Source organism: Prosthecobacter sp. Pr1, assembly GCF_057652315.1.
Genome location: NZ_JBYFBS010000001.1, coordinates 657118 through 676194 on the forward strand (window position 1 = coordinate 657118; position 19077 = coordinate 676194).

Sequence of the window (19077 nt, forward strand, 5' to 3'; positions counted from 1 at the left end):
CAGCGTGGGTTTAGTTTTTTGCGGCACCAGCTTCGACGACCATGTTGTTGACGACGCTTTTCACGCCGTGGATGTCGGTGACGAGCTTGGTAACGAGATCTATTTCAGCGGTGTTTTTGGCGAATCCGCCCACCATGACAACGCCATCTGTGGTGGCGACGAGGGTTCTGAAGGCGCTGGTGGAACGGTGCGTGAGCAGGGCCATGCGCACCTGGGCGTTGATGGAGGCGTCATCAATAATCTCGGCAAGAGTGGGGCCCGCAGGCTTGCCAGTTACAGTCATCTCATTTTTCACTTCTTTGACGCCTTCCACATCCTGGGCGTATTCGGTGGTCAGGTCTTTCTGCGCCTGGCTGGCGGCGTCGCCAGTGAGTGTCACCACCCCCTCTTTCAACTCCACCTTCGTGTTGTAGGAGCTGACGCTGCGATGAAAGGCGAGTGCGCTTTTCACTTTCAAGTAGAGCCAGGTGTCGGAACTGGCCGGCGGGCTTTCTTTGATTTCAATCTGGTTGGCCACGCTCTTGACGCCCGGCAGACCTGTCACGGTTTCCTGGGCGAGCTGCTTGTGCGAATCGTCATGGACGATGCCGGTCAAGGTCACCACACCCTCTTTGGACTCCGTCTTGATCGCGTCATCCTTGAGAAAGTTTTTGAAGACGTAGGAGTTTTTGGCGGCGGCTTCAATCTGGGAGTCCATCTCGGACGCGGTCAGTGGTGCACAAGCAAACAGCGCAAAGCAAAGTGCCAACGCACGAGGAACGAAAGGTTTCATAGAATGAGTGTTAAGGCATATGCTGCATGAGCGCGATGGGGTATAACCCTACCCAGGCTGCGATTCAGGTTGCTCATTGGCCATGCCGAACGAAGTGGCAGCATGATTCTCGATGCCACCTGCAAGCTAGACTACCAGCTCATGGCAGAGGTGCCGGCCATTTTCATGCTGCGTCCGCGCAGCGGCTGGGCGCAGTGGATCATGCGCGAGGAGTTTCAAATCTCCCCACAAGTGCCGGTGGTCGAGTTCACGGATGTGTATGGCAATCTCTGCCAGAGAACCGTCATGCCTCCGGGGGATTTCCATGTCTCCGTGCAGTATCGCGTCCAGGTCGCGGACCGGGTGGATGAAGATATTTATGCGCCGCTGATGCTGGTGCAAAACCTCCCGCCGGACATTCTGCACTACCTGCTGCCCAGCCGTTATTGCCAGTCTGATGAGCTGCCGGCGCAGGCCACGTCCATCATTGGCAATCTGCCGCCGAATTACCAATGCGTTGCCGCGATCCGCACCTGGGTGCACCAGAACATCCACTATGAATACGGGTCCAGCAACAGCTTCACCACGGCGCTGGAAACCTTGAACACACGGCGGGGCGTCTGCCGTGACTTCGCGCATCTGGGCATCGCTTTGTGCCGTGCCATCAATGTGCCTGCGCGCATGGTGGTGGGTTTTTTGCACCAGCTTTCTCCGATGGATCTGCATGCCTGGTTCGAGGCCTACATCGGTGGCCGCTGGTTTACGTTTGACGCCACGGAAAGCATGACGCGTGGCAACCGCATCGTCGTCGCCTACGGCCGCGATGCCGCCGATGTGGCCCTGGCCACGATGTTTGGCAATTTCACGATGCAGAACATGCAGGTCACCGTCATCGAGCACCGTTCGTCATTTCAGTCATAAAAAAGCGTTGCTGCCGACCGGTCTGGTCTGGCAGCAACGCCACTGGTTCAGGCTGATGGGGAAAATTAAGCGGAAAGAGCGGCGCGGTATTCCTTGATGGCTGCTTCCACTGCCTCACGGCTCTGGCCGGTGCGTTTCTGAATGCGGCCCAGCAGTTCATCCTGCTTACCTTCAACGAACTGGAGGTCGTCATCGGTGAGCGTCGCCCATTTCTGTTTGAGGCTGCCTTTGATGATGTTCCAGTCGCCTTTGATTTCGAGTGTTGTCATAGGAGTGAACCTACGGCGCCGGGGTTGCGGCAGCCATGGGGTGTAACCCTACTGCAAGGCATCGAGGCAAAAACAAAGCGGCCTGACTTGCGTCAGGCCGCCTGCGTGAATGCATGTGCAGTGCGCGGTTCAGCGCGGCGTGTTATTGCAGACCCAGCGCGCGCAGCAGAACGGCGTTGATGAGTCCGGTGGTTTGCTGGCCTTGCGACTGCTGGTAGTTGCTGATGGCGCGCATCGACTGCGGCCCCATGCGACCATCAAGGGAGCCTTGATAGTACCCCAGGCGGGCGAGCGCCTGCTGAACCCGATAGTCATCGGAGTTCATGCGATAGGCGTCCTGATTGCGGAACTGCGGTGGAATGGCGCCATAGCTGGGATAGTAGCTGACGCCGGGGCGCGCAAAGTAATACGGCATGTTTGGCGGGCCGTAGTAGTAACCCGGGCCTGCATGTCCGTTGCCCTTGTTCAGTTTGAACTTCGTGCTTGGATGCGCGTGATATGCCTGCTGGTCATGATCGTGGTGAGGATTGCCGTGGGACTGCTCACGACCGTGCTCACCATGGTTGCTGTTGCCATGTTGCTGGCCTTTGCCGTTGTTCCCTTTGCCGCCTTTGTCTTTGGCGTAGGTGGCGGGTGCAAGTGAAAGCAGGCCGAAGGCCGCGAGCGCGGCGACTCCGAGAATGGGTTTGAAATTCATGGAAGTTGTTTTCATGGGGTGTGCGCGAAAGGATTTAATGGAACAGATTTTTGAACTTGCTGCTGAGCTTGCCGAATGAGCGGTCGAGATGGAGGTCATCAATGCTGTCCACTCCTCTGCCTACAGCCTGTGTGCCTTGCTGAGCCAGGCTGGAAAGGCGCTGCTGGATGTCCTCCAGCAAGTGCACCGCACGACTTCTCGGCGGCGGAGGGGGAGTCAGCGCGCGTGCGATGAGGACGGCGGCAATGCCGAGGCCCGCGGCCAGCAGAATGGTGCTGCCCGGGTGCTGGCGTGCGCAGTTTTCAAGCCGGGTGGCGGACTTGGCCATTGCAGACGGGATGTGAATGTCGGCAGGAATATCAGTGGGTGTGTTCATGAGTGGTCTTTAGGGGAAGTGTTCTTGCAGCAGAGTTCCATGGCTTTGGTGACACCCAGTGACAGCAACACGGGCCGGACGAGCATGGCCCCGACGACGGCTGCTGTGCCAGCGACCCAGCGGGTGGGGAGCAGGTTGATGAGCAGTCCCGCACCGACGGCGGCGGCCACGGCCTGGCCGGGTTCTCGCTGTGCAAAGTTCTTGAGGTCAGCCAGTGAGCGCCGGAGGCAGGACTCAGCGGGCTGGAAGGGTTGTTCGTGGTTCATGGGCGCAGAGTAGATTGTCCTCTCTTCTGCCACCATGGGGTGTAACCCCACCATGCTGCAGCGAGTCGGGTTTCACCCCATGGTGAAAGAGCGTGCGTCCGACGAGACATGGAATCGTCAATCGAAACCAAACACACATCCAAAATCTTATGAAGAATTCATTGTTCCTAATGTCCGCTCTTTGCCTCGTGCAATTTCCTCTGCATGCCCAGGTCACCGTTGTCTCCCCACCTGCCACACCGGCTGGTGTCGTGGTGGTTGCCCCTTCCACTGTTCTGGTGCGCCCTCTGGACGCCACCATCATCAGCCGCCAACTGTCCACGGCACCGAAGGTGGTGATCGTGACGCAGACACCGCAGCCCAGTGTGCAGACCACCAAGACGACAACCGTCGTTGAAACACCAGGCCAGCCACGCCGAGTGTACAATTCAGAACGCAATGTGGTGATCGTGGAAGAGCAGGGACAAAGCCGCGAAATGCCCTTTGTGACGCTCCCTGTGCTCTTTGAGAAGGCCACGGCCAAGCTGCTGGATGAAGAATCGAAAGTCGCGCTCCAGCAGGTCGCGGATGTGATCCTGGCCGTCAGCAAGACGGAGCCCGGCTCCGTCTATGACATAGAAGGTCATACAAGCACCGATGGCACGAACGAAGACAACATGGCGCTTTCAGCCGCCCGTGCCAAGAGCGTGTATGATGTGCTCACCCAAGTCTACGGCATCCCTGCCACCTCTCTCAGCGCCCATGGTTATGGCGAAATGTTCCCCATGTTTCCCCAGGGCAATGAGGAACAAATGCAGCAGGACCGCCGCGTGCTGGTGGTGCGCACGAAATAAGGCCGCCGCGCAAAATCGACTCACGCCCATGATCCCGCGCCCTGTCCGGCGCGGGATTTTTTTGTTCTGTTTTGAAGTCGGGTTTCACCCCATGGCGAAGTGAGGAATGCACAATTAGCATTATACATGAAAACACTCTACATCGCCATTCTACTCTCGTCCGCTTCCCTGGTCTCCTGCACCAACGGACCGAACGCCCGCAATGGCACTGCCATCGGCGCCCTTGGTGGTGCTGCGGTCGGTGGGATTGCCACCCGTAGCATCGGCGGAGCCGCTGTTGGTGCCGGTGTCGGCGCACTTGCTGGGAACTACATCGGTGGCCGCCGTGATCGTCGCTACTACTAAGCTGTCCACCTTCGCCGCCTCACCCTCATGAGCTACCACGCCAGCATCCATCATCTCACCACCGGACGATTCCTCATGGAATGTCTGGTGGAAGGCCACGATTTGCGCGAAGCGGAAAACGAGGCCATTGCCAAAGCGGCGCTCAAATCGCGGGCGCTGCCGCGTGAGATGGACGTGCGGCATCTGCACCAGTGCATGGAGCGGCGGAATCCTGCCGCAGCTGGCGGCGAGCAGCATGCCATTCATGCTTGAGTTCTTCTTGTGAAAGGTGCTGTCATTGTGCTGCAGTCTAGTTTCAGGATGATCTGGCAGACACCGCAATACAGACATGGCTGACAAGTTGCGGCATGCGTATATGTCATGCCATGCTCACACGCGCTCCTGATCTTCTGCAGGTTTCAGCCATCGGAAAAACAGCCGCAGGTATCGGCTGGCTTTGCTGTCTCAGCGCCGTCCTTCTTTTAGCAAGCTGCTCCACGTACAGGCCGACGCGTCCGGGTGAAAAAGTTTACCGCGATGTTGTGTTCGCGACGCCGGGTGGGAACAAGCTGCGCATGGACCTGTATGTGCCCCAAACGGCCAAGCCCGCCCCGGTGGTCCTGTGGATGTTTGGCGGATGCTGGAGGTTCGGCAGCAAGGGCTATCACGTCATCATGCGGGATCTTACCAGTGCAGGCATCGCGGTGGCTTCCATTCAATACCGCATGAGCAACCGCGCAGTGTATCCAGCACAGCTGGAGGACTGCCGCGCCGCTACGCAATGGCTGCGGGATAACGGCGCACGTTATGGAATCGACGCCAAGCGCATGGGAGCGAGCGGGGAGTCATCGGGCGGGCAGCTGGCAGCCCTGCTCGCCGCCACCGAGGGGAAGTCGCGCATACAGGGGGTGTGCACGCTGTATCCGGTGACCGATCTGATTGAACTGGGGAGCCTGTATGAAAAACACAGCGTCGGGCGGAGCCTCATTGAGAAACTGCTCGGAGGGTCGATTGAGAAAAAAATCGATCTGGCTGCTGATGCGAGTCCAGTCTACCACATCAGTCGCGCTCTACCGCCGTTCCTTATCATTCATGGTCAACGCGACAGGATCATTCCTGTGGAGCATAGCGAGTGGTTCTTCCGCACCCTTGAGGAAGCCGGGGTCGAAGCCCAGCTCATCGTGGTGCCTGACAAAGGGCATTGGTTTCGTCTGAACAACGAGCAGTTTGCTGAAGTGTCGAGATTTTTCCAAGTGCACCTGGCCAAGGTGGACACCGGGCACTGAGCCGAAAAACAAAACCGGTGTTCCCCCAGAGAACACCGGCAAGATATCAGAGATGAGATGTCAGTGGCTGCTTATCGCTCAGCGCGGACGGGCCTGACTTCGAGCTGATTGCTCACATTCTCCGGTCTGCCTGCCTTCATGGCGATCTCACCGATTCTACGTCGGTCCGCGTCAGAATTCACATGGCCCCGCAGCGTGGTCTGTGCATTGAGCGTGATGACCTCCACGTTTTTGGCATTGGTTGAGAGGCGTGGGTCAGCCTGGATGCGCTGATTGATCAGGCTGGTTTTTTGCACGTCACGAAAATTGGCCCCCTGATTCATCGCGGTGGCTTTGCTGTCAGTGCTCGCCTGGGCATTCTGTCTGGAGCGGGGTGAATGGTCAGCCTGCACCTCGCGATTGACGAACGACTCCTTCCGGAAGGACTGGCGGCTGCTGCCGACCCACTGCAAATGAGGCTCGCCTTTGAGTGTTTTGAGGTTCTCATTCAAGATCAGACCGTTGTGCCTGGCATTGTACCGCAGTGCTCTGGCCTGCAGGATGTAGCTGCCATTGTCACCCATGGCCTGCGTGTCATCCACGACGTGGACGATCTGTCCTTTGGGCAGGTCCAGCTGCAGACCACCCACCTGGCCCAGATACTGCCCTTGGGGGCTTTTGATGGGCATGCCAAGAATGCGGTCGGTTCTTTCGACATGGCCCAGATGAAGGATCTCGGCGTTTTTGCCGCCCGTCTGCCCGTCCAGATAAAACCAGGGTTGCATGCCATGGTGGCGGATGACGGCGGCCACACGTGTCTTGTCGGAGTAGGCGGCGGTATTGGAAGTTTTAAACGCGGGTGTAGCCTCAAATCGTTCCTTGCTCATATCCAGCCGCATCACCTGCTGGGTTTCATCCAGCTTGAACGCGCGGGGCGGTGCAGAGGTGAGTTTTCCACCGAGACCGAAGAAGCCGCCTGAGGCGATGACCACCTCAACGAGGCGGGCATTTTCCAAATCTGCGGTGATGAACTTGATCCTGCCCAGCATTTCATTCTGGTAGTTCCAGACCTGGCGGCCTGCGAGTTCGGTGAAGCTTTGTTGAGGGTGAAGATTTTGTGGGCGAGGCGTTGATGGCATGTCCAGCGCCTGCAGGCTTCCGCAGGACAAAAGCAGTGCGATGATGATAAAAATGGAGTCGAATTTCATAAGTGTCTCTTTCTAACCCCGGCTGGCATCTTGATGCAGATGAGCCGGTTCGTTTCCTCGTTGGTCGAGGAGACACACTAGTCCGCGCGGGCGTGTGCCTGCCATGGGGTATAACCCGTATGCGGGTCAAAATGGAAAATCAGATGGCGGCGGTCAGTTTGTCATCATTCTGATGCGAGCCATGGCTCAGCGCATAGACACGTGTGAATGCCGCCCCAAAGAACAGGATCTGCGCCGAGTAGTACACCCAGACCAGAATGATGATGAGAGAGCCGGCCGCTCCGTATCTGGAGGCAAACGCGCTGCGCCCAAAGTAGAAGCCGAGGAGGAATCTCCCGAGTTCAAACAGCACTGCGGCTATTAAGGCGCCGATCCAGACATCCTTCCAGGTGATGGACACATCGGGCACCAGACGAAAGATCAACGCAAAGAGCAGGGCGACGACCAGCAGCGAGATCACATCATTGCCCCAGGCCCAAGGGCCGTCCAAAGCCGGAAACCGCGCATGCAGGCGGCCGCCTGCCACCGCGACAGCTGCGGAAGAGAGCAGCGACACCAGCATGAGAAAGCCCATGACAAACACCATGCCGAAGGAAAAAATGCGCTCCTTTACCAGCGTGAAAACGGGATGGCGTTTTGAGGACACGCCCCATATCTGATTTAGCGAATCCTGCAGTTCTCCAAACACACCCGAGGCACCGACGAGCAGAATCACAAAGCCTGTCAGAGTTTCAAAAATGCCGGTGCTGGTCGCTGCTGTCTCGCGCAGAATCAGCTCCATCATCTCCGCGCCTTCATTGCCGACGAAGTTCCTGAACTGGCTGACAATTTCGGCGCGCGCTGAATTGCGCTCCACTACGAGACTGAGCAAGGACAGCACGATGATGGAGAGAGGCGCCAGTGAGAAGACGGTGTAGAAAGAAAGGGCTGCGCCCATTTTGGGCACGCGGTGGGCGTCCCACTGACGGAACGTCTCACGCAGCATGGCAAGAGCCGTTTTCATGGGCTGTTCACACTTTGTCACCAAACGCCTGGTCTTTCTGCTGTTCATGTTTTTCTGAAACGCCGTCCCGCAGGAAGGGTTTCAGCCAGATGCGTTCGATCGCCGCGTAGGAGGCCAGGATGGGCAGTGCTGCGAGAGCGCCGGGGATGCCTGCCAGAAGAACACCTGCAAGGAGACCCAGCAGCACCGTGAGTGTGGACACCCGGAGATGCTTTCCATAGACTTTGGGCACGATGTAATAAGTCTCGAGCGCATGAAACAGAAGATACAAGCCCACGACGATCAATGACGTCCTGGGGGACACGCTCAGAGCCAGCAGAAACGCCGGCACCGTGGCGATAATGAAGCCCAGGATGGGCAGGACATCCAGCAAGCCGGCCAGCAGCGCCAGCATCAGGGCCCCTGGCACCTTGAGCACTGCCAGCACGATGAATGCATACACCGTGACGAGCAAGGAGGTGATGAACTGCCCGGTGACATAACCAAAGATGACCTCGGAGATTTCTCCCGATGTGAGGCGCAGCTTGGCACGCTTCAGGGGAGAGAAGAAGGCCAGCAGCCATTCATAGGTCTTGCTGCCATCCACCACCAGATACAGAGCGATCACCAGGATCAGCACCACTTCTGAAATACCGCTGAGAGCGATGCCTCCTGCGGACCAGAAACTGCCCAGCCAGGTGTAGGCCTCGGACCAGTTCGCGCTGCCCACGAGGTGAGTGATGTTGAGACGCATGGCAGTGCTGAGGGGCAGCTGCTTGAAGGCATCATCGTACAACTGCGGAAGGGTGTGGCTGAAGGTTGTGGCCCTGTCGAGCAGTGTGGGAACAATGAGCGCCAGGCTGAAGACGATTAACGTCAACAAGCCGCCGATGACCAGCAGCAGACTGGCCCAGTGCTGCATGCCTTTGCTGTCCAGCCAGTCCACGAATGCATGCAGTGTCACGGCCAGGAACAGCGCGAGGAACACCAGCAGCAGCAGGGGCCACAGCACATAGATGGCATAGGCGGTCAGCGCTGCAGCAAACACCTTGATGAAGGTGACCCATGGAATGTGCAGCTCCAAGCGCTGAGATTCAGCTTCCACTGAGACAGGCGGCATGGCGATTTGCTCTGGGGATGCCGCAGGGGTTTGAGTGAAGTCTTCTGCGGGCATAGAGGAGGAGTTTTAAAAAGCGATGACGGGTAGGGGATGAAGGCGCCGAGACCGCCGCCACACCTGGCTGCGGGTGGGTTGCTGGATAGATACCGTTGTTCGCAGCCTCATCCTCGACGGCTTGGCCCGCTTCCGCCATGGGGTGTAAACCCACCCTCGTTCATGCGGCCTCTTCCAGCATGGTGCACCCGGCAGGGATCGAACCTGCGACCAGCCGATTAGAAATCGGCTGCTCTATCCACTGAGCTACGGGTGCCTCGCCAAACCGGCGCGATCATAAGTCTATCTGCGGCTTGAGCAAGGGCGCGCTTCATTCGGGATGCAAACCGAACATCTGCAGCACCACACGGAGCATGTCTCCGAGCTTGTTGTCGTAGGGGCGCTCGGGGTGCAGGATGGCCCAGCCGCGCTGCCTGCCGATGGCGGCGAGCCTGCGGGAGGGGTGGACGAGCACGCCGTAGCCGGCGTATTCGAGCAGGGGCAGGTCGGCGGCGCTGTCGGAGTAGCTCCAGCTGTGGGCGCGCTCTTGGTCGGTGAGTTCGGTCAGGCCGGGCACGACCTCCTCCATGGCGGCGATCTTGGCCGCGTGCTTGTTGTTGCCAGTCACGAGCCGGGGCATGCCGGGAAATTTGGCGCCGACCTCAAAACGCGTGGCGATGCAGTGATCAAACCCGAGGGCGTGGGCGATTTCGTGCGCGTAGAAGTCGGGGCTGGCGGTGTTCAGCACCAGCACGCGGTGCTGGTGCTTGTGGCGGAGGATTTCAGCACGCAGGGATGGGTAGGCCCACTTGGGAACACAGACTTCGGCGAACTCCCGTGCGTACCTGGCCAGGCGCTCGCGAGGCATGCCGCGCAGGTAGCTCAAAAAAGCGCGCTTGGCTGTGGCGGTGCTGGCAAGACCGCAGGCGCGAGCCAGTGCGACTGGCACAAACAGACCGTGCAGCAGCACGCGCCAGGGCTCGCGGTGCAGCACGAAATTGCAGAAGAGCGCCTGCGTGTCGAACGGCAGCAGCGTGTGATCGAGATCAAAGAAAGCGTAGGAGCGTGCAGGCATGACGCGGAGGGGGAGGCGGCGCAGAGCCTAGCGCCACGTTTCCATCTGGCAAAACATTCCCAGCCTTGACGGATGCAGCGGCGGACGGCAGTGTACAAACCCTTTTTCCCCCAAAACCCTCATGGCTCAAGAAACCACCCTCATCCTGCTCAAACCTGACTGCGTCGCACGCGGCATCAATGGCGAAGTCCTCAAGCGTCTCGAAGACGAAGGTTTCCGCGTCCGTGGCTGCAAGATGATCCAGCTCACCGATGAACTGCTCAAGGAGCACTACTCGCACATCGCGGACAAGCCTTTCTTCCCGGACGTGGCCAGCTTCATGAAGAGCAAGCCCGTCATTGCCGTGGCCATCAGCGGGGAGAACATCATCTCCCACGTGCGCGACCTCCTGGGCCCGACGGATTCCAAAATCGCCCCCAAGGGCACCATTCGTGGTGACTTCGGCACGGACAAGATGACCAACGTCGTCCACGCCTCCGACTCCCCAGAAGCCGCCGCAGTCGAACTGAAGCGCTTTTTCAAGGACGGCGAGATTTTCAGCTATTGAGACGACGCGCATTGCCGCTACACTGCGCGGCGCAGGCATTCCCCCACGCCGCTGTGGTGAAATGGTAAACACAGCAGACTTAAAATCTGCTGGGAGGTAACTCCCTTGCCGGTTCGAGTCCGGCCAGCGGCACTTTGCCCCATGGCGGAGTGGGTCGGGGTATTGGCAGCCGGAAGGATGAGATGCCGCGTCCTTCGCTCTTCGAGCTACTGAGGGCATTTTGCGCCTCCTTGGGTCGGTAAAATGGCGGAGAGGGTGGGATTCGAACCCACGGTGGGGATAAACCCACGCCAGTTTTCAAGACTGGAGCCATAAACCACTCGACCACCTCTCCTGGTGCTGCGTTGCGGAACGCGAACAGTAGGCAATGCGAGGCAATCTGCCAAGAGGAAGTTTGCATGAGCTGCAAGTCAGGATTGATCCACGGCGAGGGGGCATCCATGGTCATTGCGCATGATCCACAAGACCGCACTGATTGATTCGAGCGCCCAAATCGACCCCGCAGCCGAGATCGGCCCCTATGTGGTGATCGAAGGGCCGAGTGTGGTGGAGGCTGGGTGCCGGATTGAGGCTCATGCCCAGCTGGTGGGACACGTGATCGTGGGGGAGGGGACGCGGATCGGGCGCGGGGCGGTGATCGGCGGGGAGCCGCAGGATCTCGGATTTGATCCCGCCACCCAGAGCAGCGTGATTTTGGGAAAAAAGAATGTGATTCGTGAGCACGTGACGATTCACCGCGGCAGCAAGGCGGGAACGGCGACGCGGATTGGCGATGGCAACTATCTCATGGTGGGCAGCCATCTGGCGCATGATGTGGTGCTGGGGGACCGGAATATCCTGGCCAACGCGGTCCTGCTGGGCGGGCACATTCACGTGGGCAACAACACCTTCATCGGCGGTGGGGCGGTGTTTCACCAGTTCCTGAGAATCGGCGATTTTTGCGTGATCCAAGGGAACGGCAGCTTCAGCAAGGACATCCCCCACTACTGTGCGGCACAGCGCATCAATCGCATCACCGGGCTGAACGTGATCGGTTTGCGGCGGCAGGGCTTCACCACGGAGGAGCGCGGAGCGATTAAAGATCTGTTTCAGCAGCTTTTTTGCGGGGGATTGAACCTGACACAGGCGGTGGAGCAGGCGCTGACCCAAGAGTGGCCTGACAAAGCGCGGCGACTGCTGGAGTTTGTCCAAGCGCCGAGTAAAAAGGGTGTATGCCCCGTGCGTCCCGGACGGGAGGACGACTGAAGCGAAAAAAGTCCGGCTTTTTCTTGTCACCGTGATCCCGGTAGCCTATTTAGGTCGCTCTCATTGCCTGTTCGTGTAGGGCGATGTCCTCTCGTGTTATGATTTTTTCAAAATTTTGCGTGACGGTTCTCGTTTGCGCCTTGGCCTTGGCCGGGGCGGCGAACGGGCAATCCCTTCTCGACAGTCTCACGAGCGATCTGAACATTCGTGGTCTAACCACTACGATGGATCCTGAAACGGGTGTCGCGACAGTGACTGGTGATGTGCATATTCATTACGGTGATGTCGAAATGCGCTGCGGCAGTGCGCAGTATAATCAGTCCACGGGCGAAGTAGTCGCCAAGGATGGAGTGACGATCTGGCGGGATGGAATGCTTTACCATGGGGATTCGATCACCTACAACTCCATTACGGGTGAGATGTCAGGCCGCAATGTGATCACGGGCATTGGTGCAGGTAATCAGCAGAGCATTGCTGGAACAGGCATCACAGCAGGTGGTGGTCCCACGGGTGGCGGGTTCAGAAGGACATCAGGCATGTTTTTCTTCAAGGCCGAGGATTTCCACTCGGGGAGCAAGCTTGAAAACCGGATCGATGCCAAGGGGGTGACGTTCACATCGCACGATGTGCAGGACCCGAACTACCATCTTCGAGTCAAAGAATTGACGGTTTATCCAGAGGACAAGGCCATCCTCAAGGATGTGAAAATGTACGCTGGGAAAACACCGTTTCTCTGGCTGCCTCAAATCACCAAATCACTGGATGAAGACAGCAGCATGCGCTTTGGCCCCGGCTTTCAAAGCCGCTGGGGTGCGTTCTTGTTGACCCAGATGGCGGTTGTATATGGGGATCATACCTTCGCGAAATACAAATTTGATCTGCGCAGCAAGCGTGGTGTGGGTGCTGGCGTGGATTTCTTTTCGGCACGTCATAGTGCCAACCGGCAGAATTTTGGCACTCTGAAGCTGTATGGTGTCCGTGACACCGACCCCACAACGAACGCCACCAGTGCCATTCGTTACCCTGTGCCGCAGAACAGATACCGGGTCAATTTTCAGCACCGCATCTACCTTCCGGGTCCGGATGTAAGCACCTGGTATCTTGATTTCGACATCAACAAGATCAGCGACATCCACTTCTACGAAGATTTCTTCTTCAACGATTACCGCACCAATCGCGAGCCTGACAATCAGATCTCGCTCATTCACACGAATGAGGCCTATGTCGCCACCTTGATGGCGAAGTTCAAGCTGAACAATTTCTACCGGACGACAACACGTCTTCCTGAGCTCTCCATCGACTTTACCCGCAGGCCTCTGTGGAATTCCGGGGTGTTTCATCAAGGTACCATCACCGCAGGCATCATTGGTGAAATGGTTGGGCAGCAGGAAAGAGCGGAGTTGATCCGTTTGCAGGCCCTTGGAGTTGGAGGACTGCCGAACGTGCTGGGTGATCCACTTGGAACCGCTCCTGAATCCTTCCTCGGCCTCGTGGGAGCTCCGCGAACTGCCGTACTGACGCCCGTTGATATCACCCAGGGGCTTGGGGCTATTACCAGCAGGCTTGCACAACCTGGATATGCCCGTTTTCATACGTATCACGAGCTGCTTTATCCGAAGACCTACATGGGCTGGCTGAATGTGACGCCCAGAATTGGTGTCGGCATCACGAGCTACAATGGCATTGTGGGCAGCACCACGGGCCTGAAAAATTACGCACGGGGCATCTTCAGCGCTGGGCTGGACGTCTCCTTCAAACTTTCCAAAAACTGGAGCGATGTGCAGGTGCCATCCTTGGGAATCAATGGAATACGTCATGTGTTCCAGCCGTACCTGAACTATTCGTATCTGGATGCCAGTCAGAATGCGGGGGTTCCTGCCATTGACCGACTTTCCACGACCACCCGGCCGCGCTCCATTGACGTTCCGTTGTTTACGGCCGTGGACAGTCTTCGCTCATGGAATGTGGCGCGTGTCGGATTCCGCAATCTTTTCCAAACGAAGCGCGACTACATGTCGAGCAACGGGTACGGCAGTTTCTGGGAGACGCCCGATGGTGGCGACAACCAGACCTACACTTGGGCGGGGATGAACACCTATGTGAACATTTTTGGACAGGACCCGGAATACGGTCGCAGCCTTTCCAATGTGTACAATGAGCTTTTCTGGTCTCCGGTGCCCTGGGCTACTGTGAAGTCAGATCTGCAGTTGCCCATCACCAGCGGAGTTGGTGCCTTTACTGAGGCCAACAACAGCGTGACTTGGATGCTGAGCAAAAACACCTCGATCGAGCTGGGGCATCAATATATCTACGACCATCCCTTCTTCCGTAACAGCAGTCTGGTTTACACACGCTTCTACGCCCGATTGAACGAAAACTACGGCTTCAACACCTACCACATCTACGAAGCGACGAACGGCATTCTCCAGTTCCAGAGCTACAGCTTTTCTAAGGACTTGAGCAGCTGGATTGCCTCCTTTGGTTTGATGTCGCGCAACAATGGCAATGGCATCTCTGATTTCGGCCTTCTGCTTTCCTTCACGCTCAAGGACTTCCCCAAATTCAATTTCGACCTGGACATGGATCCCAATCCTGGTGGCCGCGGTGGCAAGCAATAGTGTGCCTGCTGTTTGAGATTATTGGAACTTGGAAAACGAACCTGGGCGGGCATCAAGGCACTCTTTCAGTGGAGCGTTGGAAGCAGTCCCTTCATACGGCGGCAGATTGTCCTACGCAGGTTGAATTGGATGCCTAAAGCCCCATGCTCCGTTGAGAGCAGGTCTGTCTGCCGACTGATGGGGCATGTTTGAACATGTGCGGGAGGGATCGGGACGATCCCACTCCGTCAGAACGCTGACGCGTTCGCTGGGCACCTGCGGAGCGTTCCTCTCGATGGCTTCACACGCGGCTTGCGCTCTTTTCTACTTTGCGTGGTACTGACTGAAGTTTCGGTCAGTGTAATAAAGCAAAATCCATCTTCCCTCCGAGGAGGGAAGATGGATGGAGAGTGGCACAAACTTTTCAGAGACTTACATCCCGCCGCCGCTACGGGCGAGGAAATTGAGAGCCAAGGTGGCAACAGCGAGAATGAAAACTAACCAGGCAAGAGGCATGAGATGAGAGAGTGAGATTGAGGAGATCCGTCAAATTTTCAAGGAATCGGCAACAGTTCTGCTTTGAACTTCTCGTTGGACCAAGTGCCGGTTGCCAAGGAGTGAGTTTCCCAAGCCTGCTTGTTGTCAGCAGGGACCATGATCGGGGATTCGCCAAGGGGATCAGATTTGACAGCATCAGCTCCAAACATCTGAACCACCATCAAAACGGCGGACAGAACAAAGCAGATCACCGAAAGCGGGACCAAGCCTGCTTCTGGATCCTTTTCTTCATAGAACTGTTCCGCATCAGCGGCAGCACTGCGCTTGACGGGGGCGCTGGGAGGAGCGGAGATGGACGGGCGCTGCATGGCCTGTGTGGGCTGCAGCTTGACGGTTGCTTTTGGGAGAGGGCTGGCTGCCCCGACTCCACCACCCACCATGGGGCCGGTGCCTGCTCCTGGTGCTGAAGGAGGACGTGGACCTGTGGTTGGCTTTTGTAGAGGAACGGTAGGCGCACCAGTTTCGGTGCGCGGAGGTGGCGCGGCTGGATTTTGGGCGAGCGGGCGGGTTGCAGCTGGCAGACCTGCCATGGGCGGTGCGGAAGGACGAGGGGCCGCCGGTGCCACAGGTGCTCCTGGGGGCTTAGGTGCCGTAGGAGGAGCCAGCGGGCGAGCCATCGGAGGGGGCATCGCGCCAGAAGGGGCGGGTGCGGCGGGTGGCGGCGACGAGGCCACTGGAATGGCGGAAGTGGTCTTGCGGGACGGCGGCGACATCGGCGGCGCAGGCAGCTTCACCGGGGCGGTGCTGGACTTGGGCGCAGGCGGAGGCAGCGGCGCGGAAGGCAGCTGAATCGGAGCCGTGGATTTCTTCGACATCATGGGAACCACGGATGTCGTGTTGAAAGAGGCTGGAATTCCGCCTGTGGCAGGGGAAACAGGCGAGGTGGACTCACGCGGCTGGGTGACACCTGCACCTGGGCGACCACGCAGGGTGATGCGCACCGTTTCTTTTTTCAGAGGGACGGCGGCCGTTTTGGGCGTCGAGCCTGACGGTGGTGTTGGGGGCGTGTTTTCGGATTCGCTCATGGTTCAGGACGGAAAATGGATGATTCGGAGAATTCTATATATTTAGCGAATTTCGCCCCCTTGCGTCAATCCCTTTCTCCTGATGCCTTGCAATTGTCGGACCCTTGATCGTTAGTTAATCATCTGGTGATCGGCACCCACGTCCTCCCAGGCCTTTCTAAGCATGAAAATTCTTGTCACAGGCGGAGCTGGTTTCATTGGCTCCCACACCGTTGAGCGCCTTATTAATGAAGGGGCAGGGGAAGTCACAATCATTGACAGCTTCAATGACTACTACAATCCCACAATCAAGCGTGAGAATCTAAGGTCCTTCGGTTCGAAAGTGACGGTTTGTGAGGGGGACATTTCTGATCCGAAGTTTGTCCATGAGACTTTTGATCTGGGCCGTTTTGACGCAGTTATTCATCTGGCAGCCCGTGCAGGTGTGCGCCCCTCGATTGAGCAGCCCGAGCTCTATATTGATACCAACATCAAAGGTACCTTTCACCTCCTAGAGGCTGCCCGCCGCACCGGGGTGAAGCACTTTGTCTTCGCCAGCAGTTCTTCGGTTTATGGGGTGAACAAAAAAGTGCCCTTTGCCGAGGCCGACCCCATTTTGCAAACCATCAGCCCCTATGCCATGACCAAGATGGCGGGCGAGCAAATGTGCTCCAATTACAGCCACCTTTATGGCATCAAGACCGTCGCCCTGCGCTTTTTCACGGTCTATGGCCCGCGCCAGCGCCCTGACCTGGCCATTTCAAAATTCTCCCGCCTCATCGAAGACGGCAAGCCGATCGATAAATTTGGGGATGGCAGCACCGCCCGAGACTACACCTTCGTCCACGACATCGTCGATGGCATCATTGGGGCGCTCAACTACACCAGCGGTCCCATCTGCGACATTATCAACCTGGGTGGTTCCCAGACCGTCACTCTCAATGATCTGATCGCCACCATTGAGCAGGCGATTGGTAAAAAGGCCGTCATCAACCAACTGCCCGAGCAGCCGGGGGATGTGCCGCTGACCTCGGCCGATGTGAGCAAGGCCAAGGCCCTGATTGGGTTCAAGCCCACCACGACCATTGCCCAAGGGGTGCCTGCCTATGTGGAGTGGTTCCGCGACATGCGGGCGCGGGGCATTGCTGTGAGCTAAAAATGCGGTGCTGACACCGTGCCCTCTTCGATTTCCTGGCGTTTTTTGCGGACGATGCCGTCGGCGATGTCCGTCACCATCTCCTCAAGCAGCAGCCGGAGATGGCTGCCGGGGCGGTAATCAGCGGGGGCGATGTGTTTAACGCGGTCGGCGAGCCCGGTGAGCTGGTAACATTTGCGGAAGCTGCTGCGGCTGGCCTCGTCCGGATTGTAAACCGCCACCGCATGGCCGCCGTAGCGCTTCATGAGGGTGAAGCAGGGCACATCCGTCGGGCCGTCCCCCACATAGATCATGTGCTGGAAGGGGATGGGGCGCAGTTCGGGGGCCATGTGATCGTTCACGTCTTCGTGAGGCTCCAGCATGCCCTTGTTGATACGGAAGATGTACTGCGTTTTGGTTGTGTGACTGATCACGCGTTTGGGGAAGGTGATACGTCCGTTTTTGTCCTCGCCAAATTCGCAGCCGAAGATGCGCTTCACAAACGGAGCCAGCGCCGAGCCATCCAGCAGGGCCTTCAAGCCGCTGGAGATGATGTAATGCTCGATTTTCACACCGAGCAGACGGTGCTGGTCGTTCAGCACTTTGTTCAGTTCGTCGAACAGCTCCGGCACGCCTTTGAAAAAATTCAACTTTGCGCCGAGTTTCTGCAAGTCGTCGTTCGTTGGTCGGTCCATGTCGAGGTAGTCCAGCATGCATTTCAGGTAGGCCAGTTCACCATCGTAGCCCTCCTGATTCACGAGTTCACGGCTGCGCTTCCAGAACTGCTCGGGGTTGATGCCGAAGTGGGGGAAGAGCGTCTCATCCTGCATGTAGGTCGGACTGAGCGTCTGATCGTAATCATAAATGATGCCGATGGTGGTCTGCTGGGATGCCATGAGGGACGGGGAAAGTTGACGGTGGTTTACAGTCGTTGAGGATGGTTGACAGTGGTTTGGAAAACAACCGTCAACAACTGCAAACCGGCTTCCTTCAGACCAGCGAGGCCAAGGCGCCAGAGAGGGTGGGGTGCGCAAAAGCGTAGTCCATCTCCTTGGCAACGCGAGGAATCACTCGCTGCCCGCCCAGGAGCATTTCGTCCGCCATGCCGCGCAGCAGCAGTTTGAGGGCGAAGGCCGGCGCATGAAAGAAGGCGGGGCGATGCAGGGCTGCTGCCAGCTTTTGGGTGAACTCGGCATTCGTGACGGCCTCTGGCGCGCATAGATTCAGCGGGCCGCTCACGGTATCGGTGGTGATCGCCTGGAGGAGAAGCTGAACTGCATCATCGATGTGTATCCAGGACATCCATTGCTGACCTGATCCCAGCCTGCCGCCGAGGCCGCAGGCAAAGACCCGCTGTAGCAGTGGAAACGCCCCGCCATCACGGCCCAGCACCATGCCCGTGCGCGAGGTGATGACGCGCATGCCGAGTGCTTCGGCCCGATGCGCCGCCGCTTCCCAGCCTGCGCAGACATCCGCCAGAAAGCCCTGACCCTGCGGCGAGGTTTCATCCACGGCAACTGCGCCGCTGTTGCCATAAAATCCGGCCCCGGAGGCACACACCAGCACCTTGGGCCGATTCTCAGCTTTCCAGGTGCCCAGGTGCGCGACCAAGGATTCGGTGAAATCCACGCGGCTTTTCCAGATGCGATCACGTTTGTCCTGCGTCCAGAGGCCCATCAGTGATTCGCCCGAGAGATGTACCAGTGCATCCAGCGGCGTCTCAGGAAGCGCATACGGTGACTGTTTAGGCTGCGTCAGGCCCGACCCCGGCCTGCGTGAATATGCGATCACCTCATGGCCTCGGTTGATGGCATACTCTTTGAGGTGCCTGCCGATGAAGCCCGTCGCTCCTGTGATGCCGATGCGCATGA

At 58.0% G+C, this 19077-nt stretch carries 22 protein-coding genes and 3 tRNA genes; 11 read left to right on the top strand and 14 right to left on the bottom strand.

Annotated elements, in window-relative coordinates; all coding sequences use genetic code 11:
• Window positions 1–10: 10 nt before the first annotated feature.
• Window positions 11–772 (bottom strand): BON domain-containing protein, encoded by a 762-nt coding sequence (locus AC24GY_RS02660; RefSeq protein WP_487680054.1) that lies wholly within the window; start codon window positions 770–772, stop codon window positions 11–13.
• Between the two features lie 102 nt (window positions 773–874).
• Between AC24GY_RS02660 and AC24GY_RS02665 the strand changes: the two genes are divergently transcribed.
• The gene (locus AC24GY_RS02665; RefSeq protein ID WP_422323225.1) at window positions 875–1672 is read left to right on the top strand and encodes a transglutaminase-like domain-containing protein; all 798 of its coding nucleotides are present in this window, start codon (window positions 875–877) and stop codon (window positions 1670–1672) included.
• A 65-nt stretch (window positions 1673–1737) separates the two neighbouring features.
• Here AC24GY_RS02665 and AC24GY_RS02670 read toward each other — a convergent pair whose 3' ends face one another.
• The 4 genes from AC24GY_RS02670 to AC24GY_RS02685 form a co-directional block, all read right to left on the bottom strand.
• Window positions 1738–1941, bottom strand: coding sequence for a CsbD family protein (locus AC24GY_RS02670; RefSeq protein ID WP_422323223.1), 204 nt, complete (start codon window positions 1939–1941; stop codon window positions 1738–1740).
• Between the two features lie 142 nt (window positions 1942–2083).
• Window positions 2084–2653, bottom strand: coding sequence for a peptidoglycan-binding protein (locus tag AC24GY_RS02675; protein ID WP_422323221.1), 570 nt, complete (start codon window positions 2651–2653; stop codon window positions 2084–2086).
• A 19-nt stretch (window positions 2654–2672) separates the two neighbouring features.
• Complete coding sequence (locus tag AC24GY_RS02680; RefSeq protein ID WP_487680056.1) at window positions 2673–3014, bottom strand: hypothetical protein; 342 nt, start codon at window positions 3012–3014, stop codon at window positions 2673–2675.
• Window positions 3011–3280, bottom strand: a complete 270-nt coding sequence (locus AC24GY_RS02685) for a hypothetical protein (protein ID WP_422323218.1) — start codon at window positions 3278–3280, stop codon at window positions 3011–3013. Before AC24GY_RS02685 ends, AC24GY_RS02680 begins: the two co-directional genes overlap by 4 nt.
• Window positions 3281–3468: 188 nt before the next feature.
• Between AC24GY_RS02685 and AC24GY_RS02690 the strand changes: the two genes are divergently transcribed.
• The 4 genes from AC24GY_RS02690 (at window position 3469) to AC24GY_RS02705 (ending at window position 5723) form a co-directional block, all read left to right on the top strand.
• Complete coding sequence (locus tag AC24GY_RS02690) at window positions 3469–4113, top strand: OmpA family protein (RefSeq protein ID WP_487680059.1); 645 nt, start codon at window positions 3469–3471, stop codon at window positions 4111–4113.
• A 126-nt stretch (window positions 4114–4239) separates the two neighbouring features.
• A complete protein-coding gene (locus tag AC24GY_RS02695; RefSeq protein ID WP_487680060.1) occupies window positions 4240–4458 on the top strand; it encodes a YMGG-like glycine zipper-containing protein in 219 nt (72 codons plus the stop codon).
• A gap of 27 nt (window positions 4459–4485) precedes the next feature.
• Entirely contained in the window at window positions 4486–4710 is a 225-nt protein-coding gene (locus tag AC24GY_RS02700) for a hypothetical protein (protein WP_487680062.1), read from the top strand.
• A 113-nt stretch (window positions 4711–4823) separates the two neighbouring features.
• Complete coding sequence (locus tag AC24GY_RS02705) at window positions 4824–5723, top strand: alpha/beta hydrolase fold domain-containing protein (RefSeq protein ID WP_487680064.1); 900 nt, start codon at window positions 4824–4826, stop codon at window positions 5721–5723.
• A gap of 71 nt (window positions 5724–5794) precedes the next feature.
• On the opposite strand, the gene AC24GY_RS02710 is transcribed toward AC24GY_RS02705, so the two are convergent.
• The 5 genes from AC24GY_RS02710 to AC24GY_RS02730 form a co-directional block, all read right to left on the bottom strand.
• On the bottom strand, window positions 5795–6910 hold the full coding sequence (locus AC24GY_RS02710) for a BON domain-containing protein (RefSeq protein WP_487680065.1): 1116 nt from the start codon (window positions 6908–6910) through the stop codon (window positions 5795–5797).
• Window positions 6911–7049: 139 nt separating this feature from the next.
• Complete coding sequence (locus tag AC24GY_RS02715) at window positions 7050–7913, bottom strand: YihY/virulence factor BrkB family protein (protein ID WP_422323206.1); 864 nt, start codon at window positions 7911–7913, stop codon at window positions 7050–7052.
• A gap of 7 nt (window positions 7914–7920) precedes the next feature.
• On the bottom strand, window positions 7921–9012 hold the full coding sequence (locus AC24GY_RS02720; RefSeq protein ID WP_487680067.1) for an AI-2E family transporter: 1092 nt from the start codon (window positions 9010–9012) through the stop codon (window positions 7921–7923).
• A gap of 234 nt (window positions 9013–9246) precedes the next feature.
• Window positions 9247–9322, bottom strand: a tRNA-Arg gene (locus AC24GY_RS02725).
• Window positions 9323–9376: 54 nt separating this feature from the next.
• Window positions 9377–10120 (bottom strand): HAD family hydrolase, encoded by a 744-nt coding sequence (locus AC24GY_RS02730; protein ID WP_487680069.1) that lies wholly within the window; start codon window positions 10118–10120, stop codon window positions 9377–9379.
• A gap of 121 nt (window positions 10121–10241) precedes the next feature.
• On the opposite strand from AC24GY_RS02730, the gene ndk reads away from it, so the two are divergent.
• Window positions 10242–10667 (top strand): nucleoside-diphosphate kinase, encoded by a 426-nt coding sequence (gene ndk, locus AC24GY_RS02735; protein ID WP_397380930.1) that lies wholly within the window; start codon window positions 10242–10244, stop codon window positions 10665–10667.
• 47 nt (window positions 10668–10714) lie between these two features.
• Window positions 10715–10799: transfer RNA gene (locus AC24GY_RS02740), tRNA-Leu, on the top strand.
• A 112-nt stretch (window positions 10800–10911) separates the two neighbouring features.
• On the opposite strand, the gene AC24GY_RS02745 is transcribed toward AC24GY_RS02740, so the two are convergent.
• Window positions 10912–11001: transfer RNA gene (locus AC24GY_RS02745), tRNA-Ser, on the bottom strand.
• A gap of 119 nt (window positions 11002–11120) precedes the next feature.
• Between AC24GY_RS02745 and lpxA the strand changes: the two genes are divergently transcribed.
• Together lpxA and lptD are read left to right on the top strand one after the other, a co-directional pair.
• Window positions 11121–11912 (top strand): acyl-ACP--UDP-N-acetylglucosamine O-acyltransferase, encoded by a 792-nt coding sequence (lpxA, locus tag AC24GY_RS02750; protein ID WP_487680071.1) that lies wholly within the window; start codon window positions 11121–11123, stop codon window positions 11910–11912.
• A 119-nt stretch (window positions 11913–12031) separates the two neighbouring features.
• The gene (lptD, locus tag AC24GY_RS02755; RefSeq protein WP_487680073.1) at window positions 12032–14530 is read left to right on the top strand and encodes an LPS assembly protein LptD; all 2499 of its coding nucleotides are present in this window, start codon (window positions 12032–12034) and stop codon (window positions 14528–14530) included.
• A 533-nt stretch (window positions 14531–15063) separates the two neighbouring features.
• On the opposite strand, the gene AC24GY_RS02760 is transcribed toward lptD, so the two are convergent.
• Complete coding sequence (locus AC24GY_RS02760) at window positions 15064–15375, bottom strand: hypothetical protein (RefSeq protein WP_422323168.1); 312 nt, start codon at window positions 15373–15375, stop codon at window positions 15064–15066.
• Between the two features lie 220 nt (window positions 15376–15595).
• Between AC24GY_RS02760 and AC24GY_RS02765 the strand changes: the two genes are divergently transcribed.
• Window positions 15596–15856 (top strand): hypothetical protein, encoded by a 261-nt coding sequence (locus AC24GY_RS02765; protein WP_487680076.1) that lies wholly within the window; start codon window positions 15596–15598, stop codon window positions 15854–15856.
• Between the two features lie 399 nt (window positions 15857–16255).
• Window positions 16256–17227, top strand: coding sequence for an SDR family NAD(P)-dependent oxidoreductase (locus AC24GY_RS02770; RefSeq protein WP_487680078.1), 972 nt, complete (start codon window positions 16256–16258; stop codon window positions 17225–17227).
• Here the strand turns inward: AC24GY_RS02770 and AC24GY_RS02775 are convergent.
• Together AC24GY_RS02775 and AC24GY_RS02780 are read right to left on the bottom strand one after the other, a co-directional pair.
• Window positions 17224–18102 carry an HAD family hydrolase gene (locus tag AC24GY_RS02775; protein ID WP_487680080.1) on the bottom strand — a complete coding sequence of 293 codons (879 nt, stop codon included), beginning with the start codon at window positions 18100–18102 and terminating at the stop codon, window positions 17224–17226. The two genes, AC24GY_RS02770 and AC24GY_RS02775, sit on opposite strands and share 4 nt — an antisense overlap.
• 94 nt (window positions 18103–18196) lie before the next feature.
• Window positions 18197–19075, bottom strand: coding sequence for a TIGR01777 family oxidoreductase (locus AC24GY_RS02780; protein ID WP_487680082.1), 879 nt, complete (start codon window positions 19073–19075; stop codon window positions 18197–18199).
• Window positions 19076–19077: the final 2 nt, after the last annotated feature.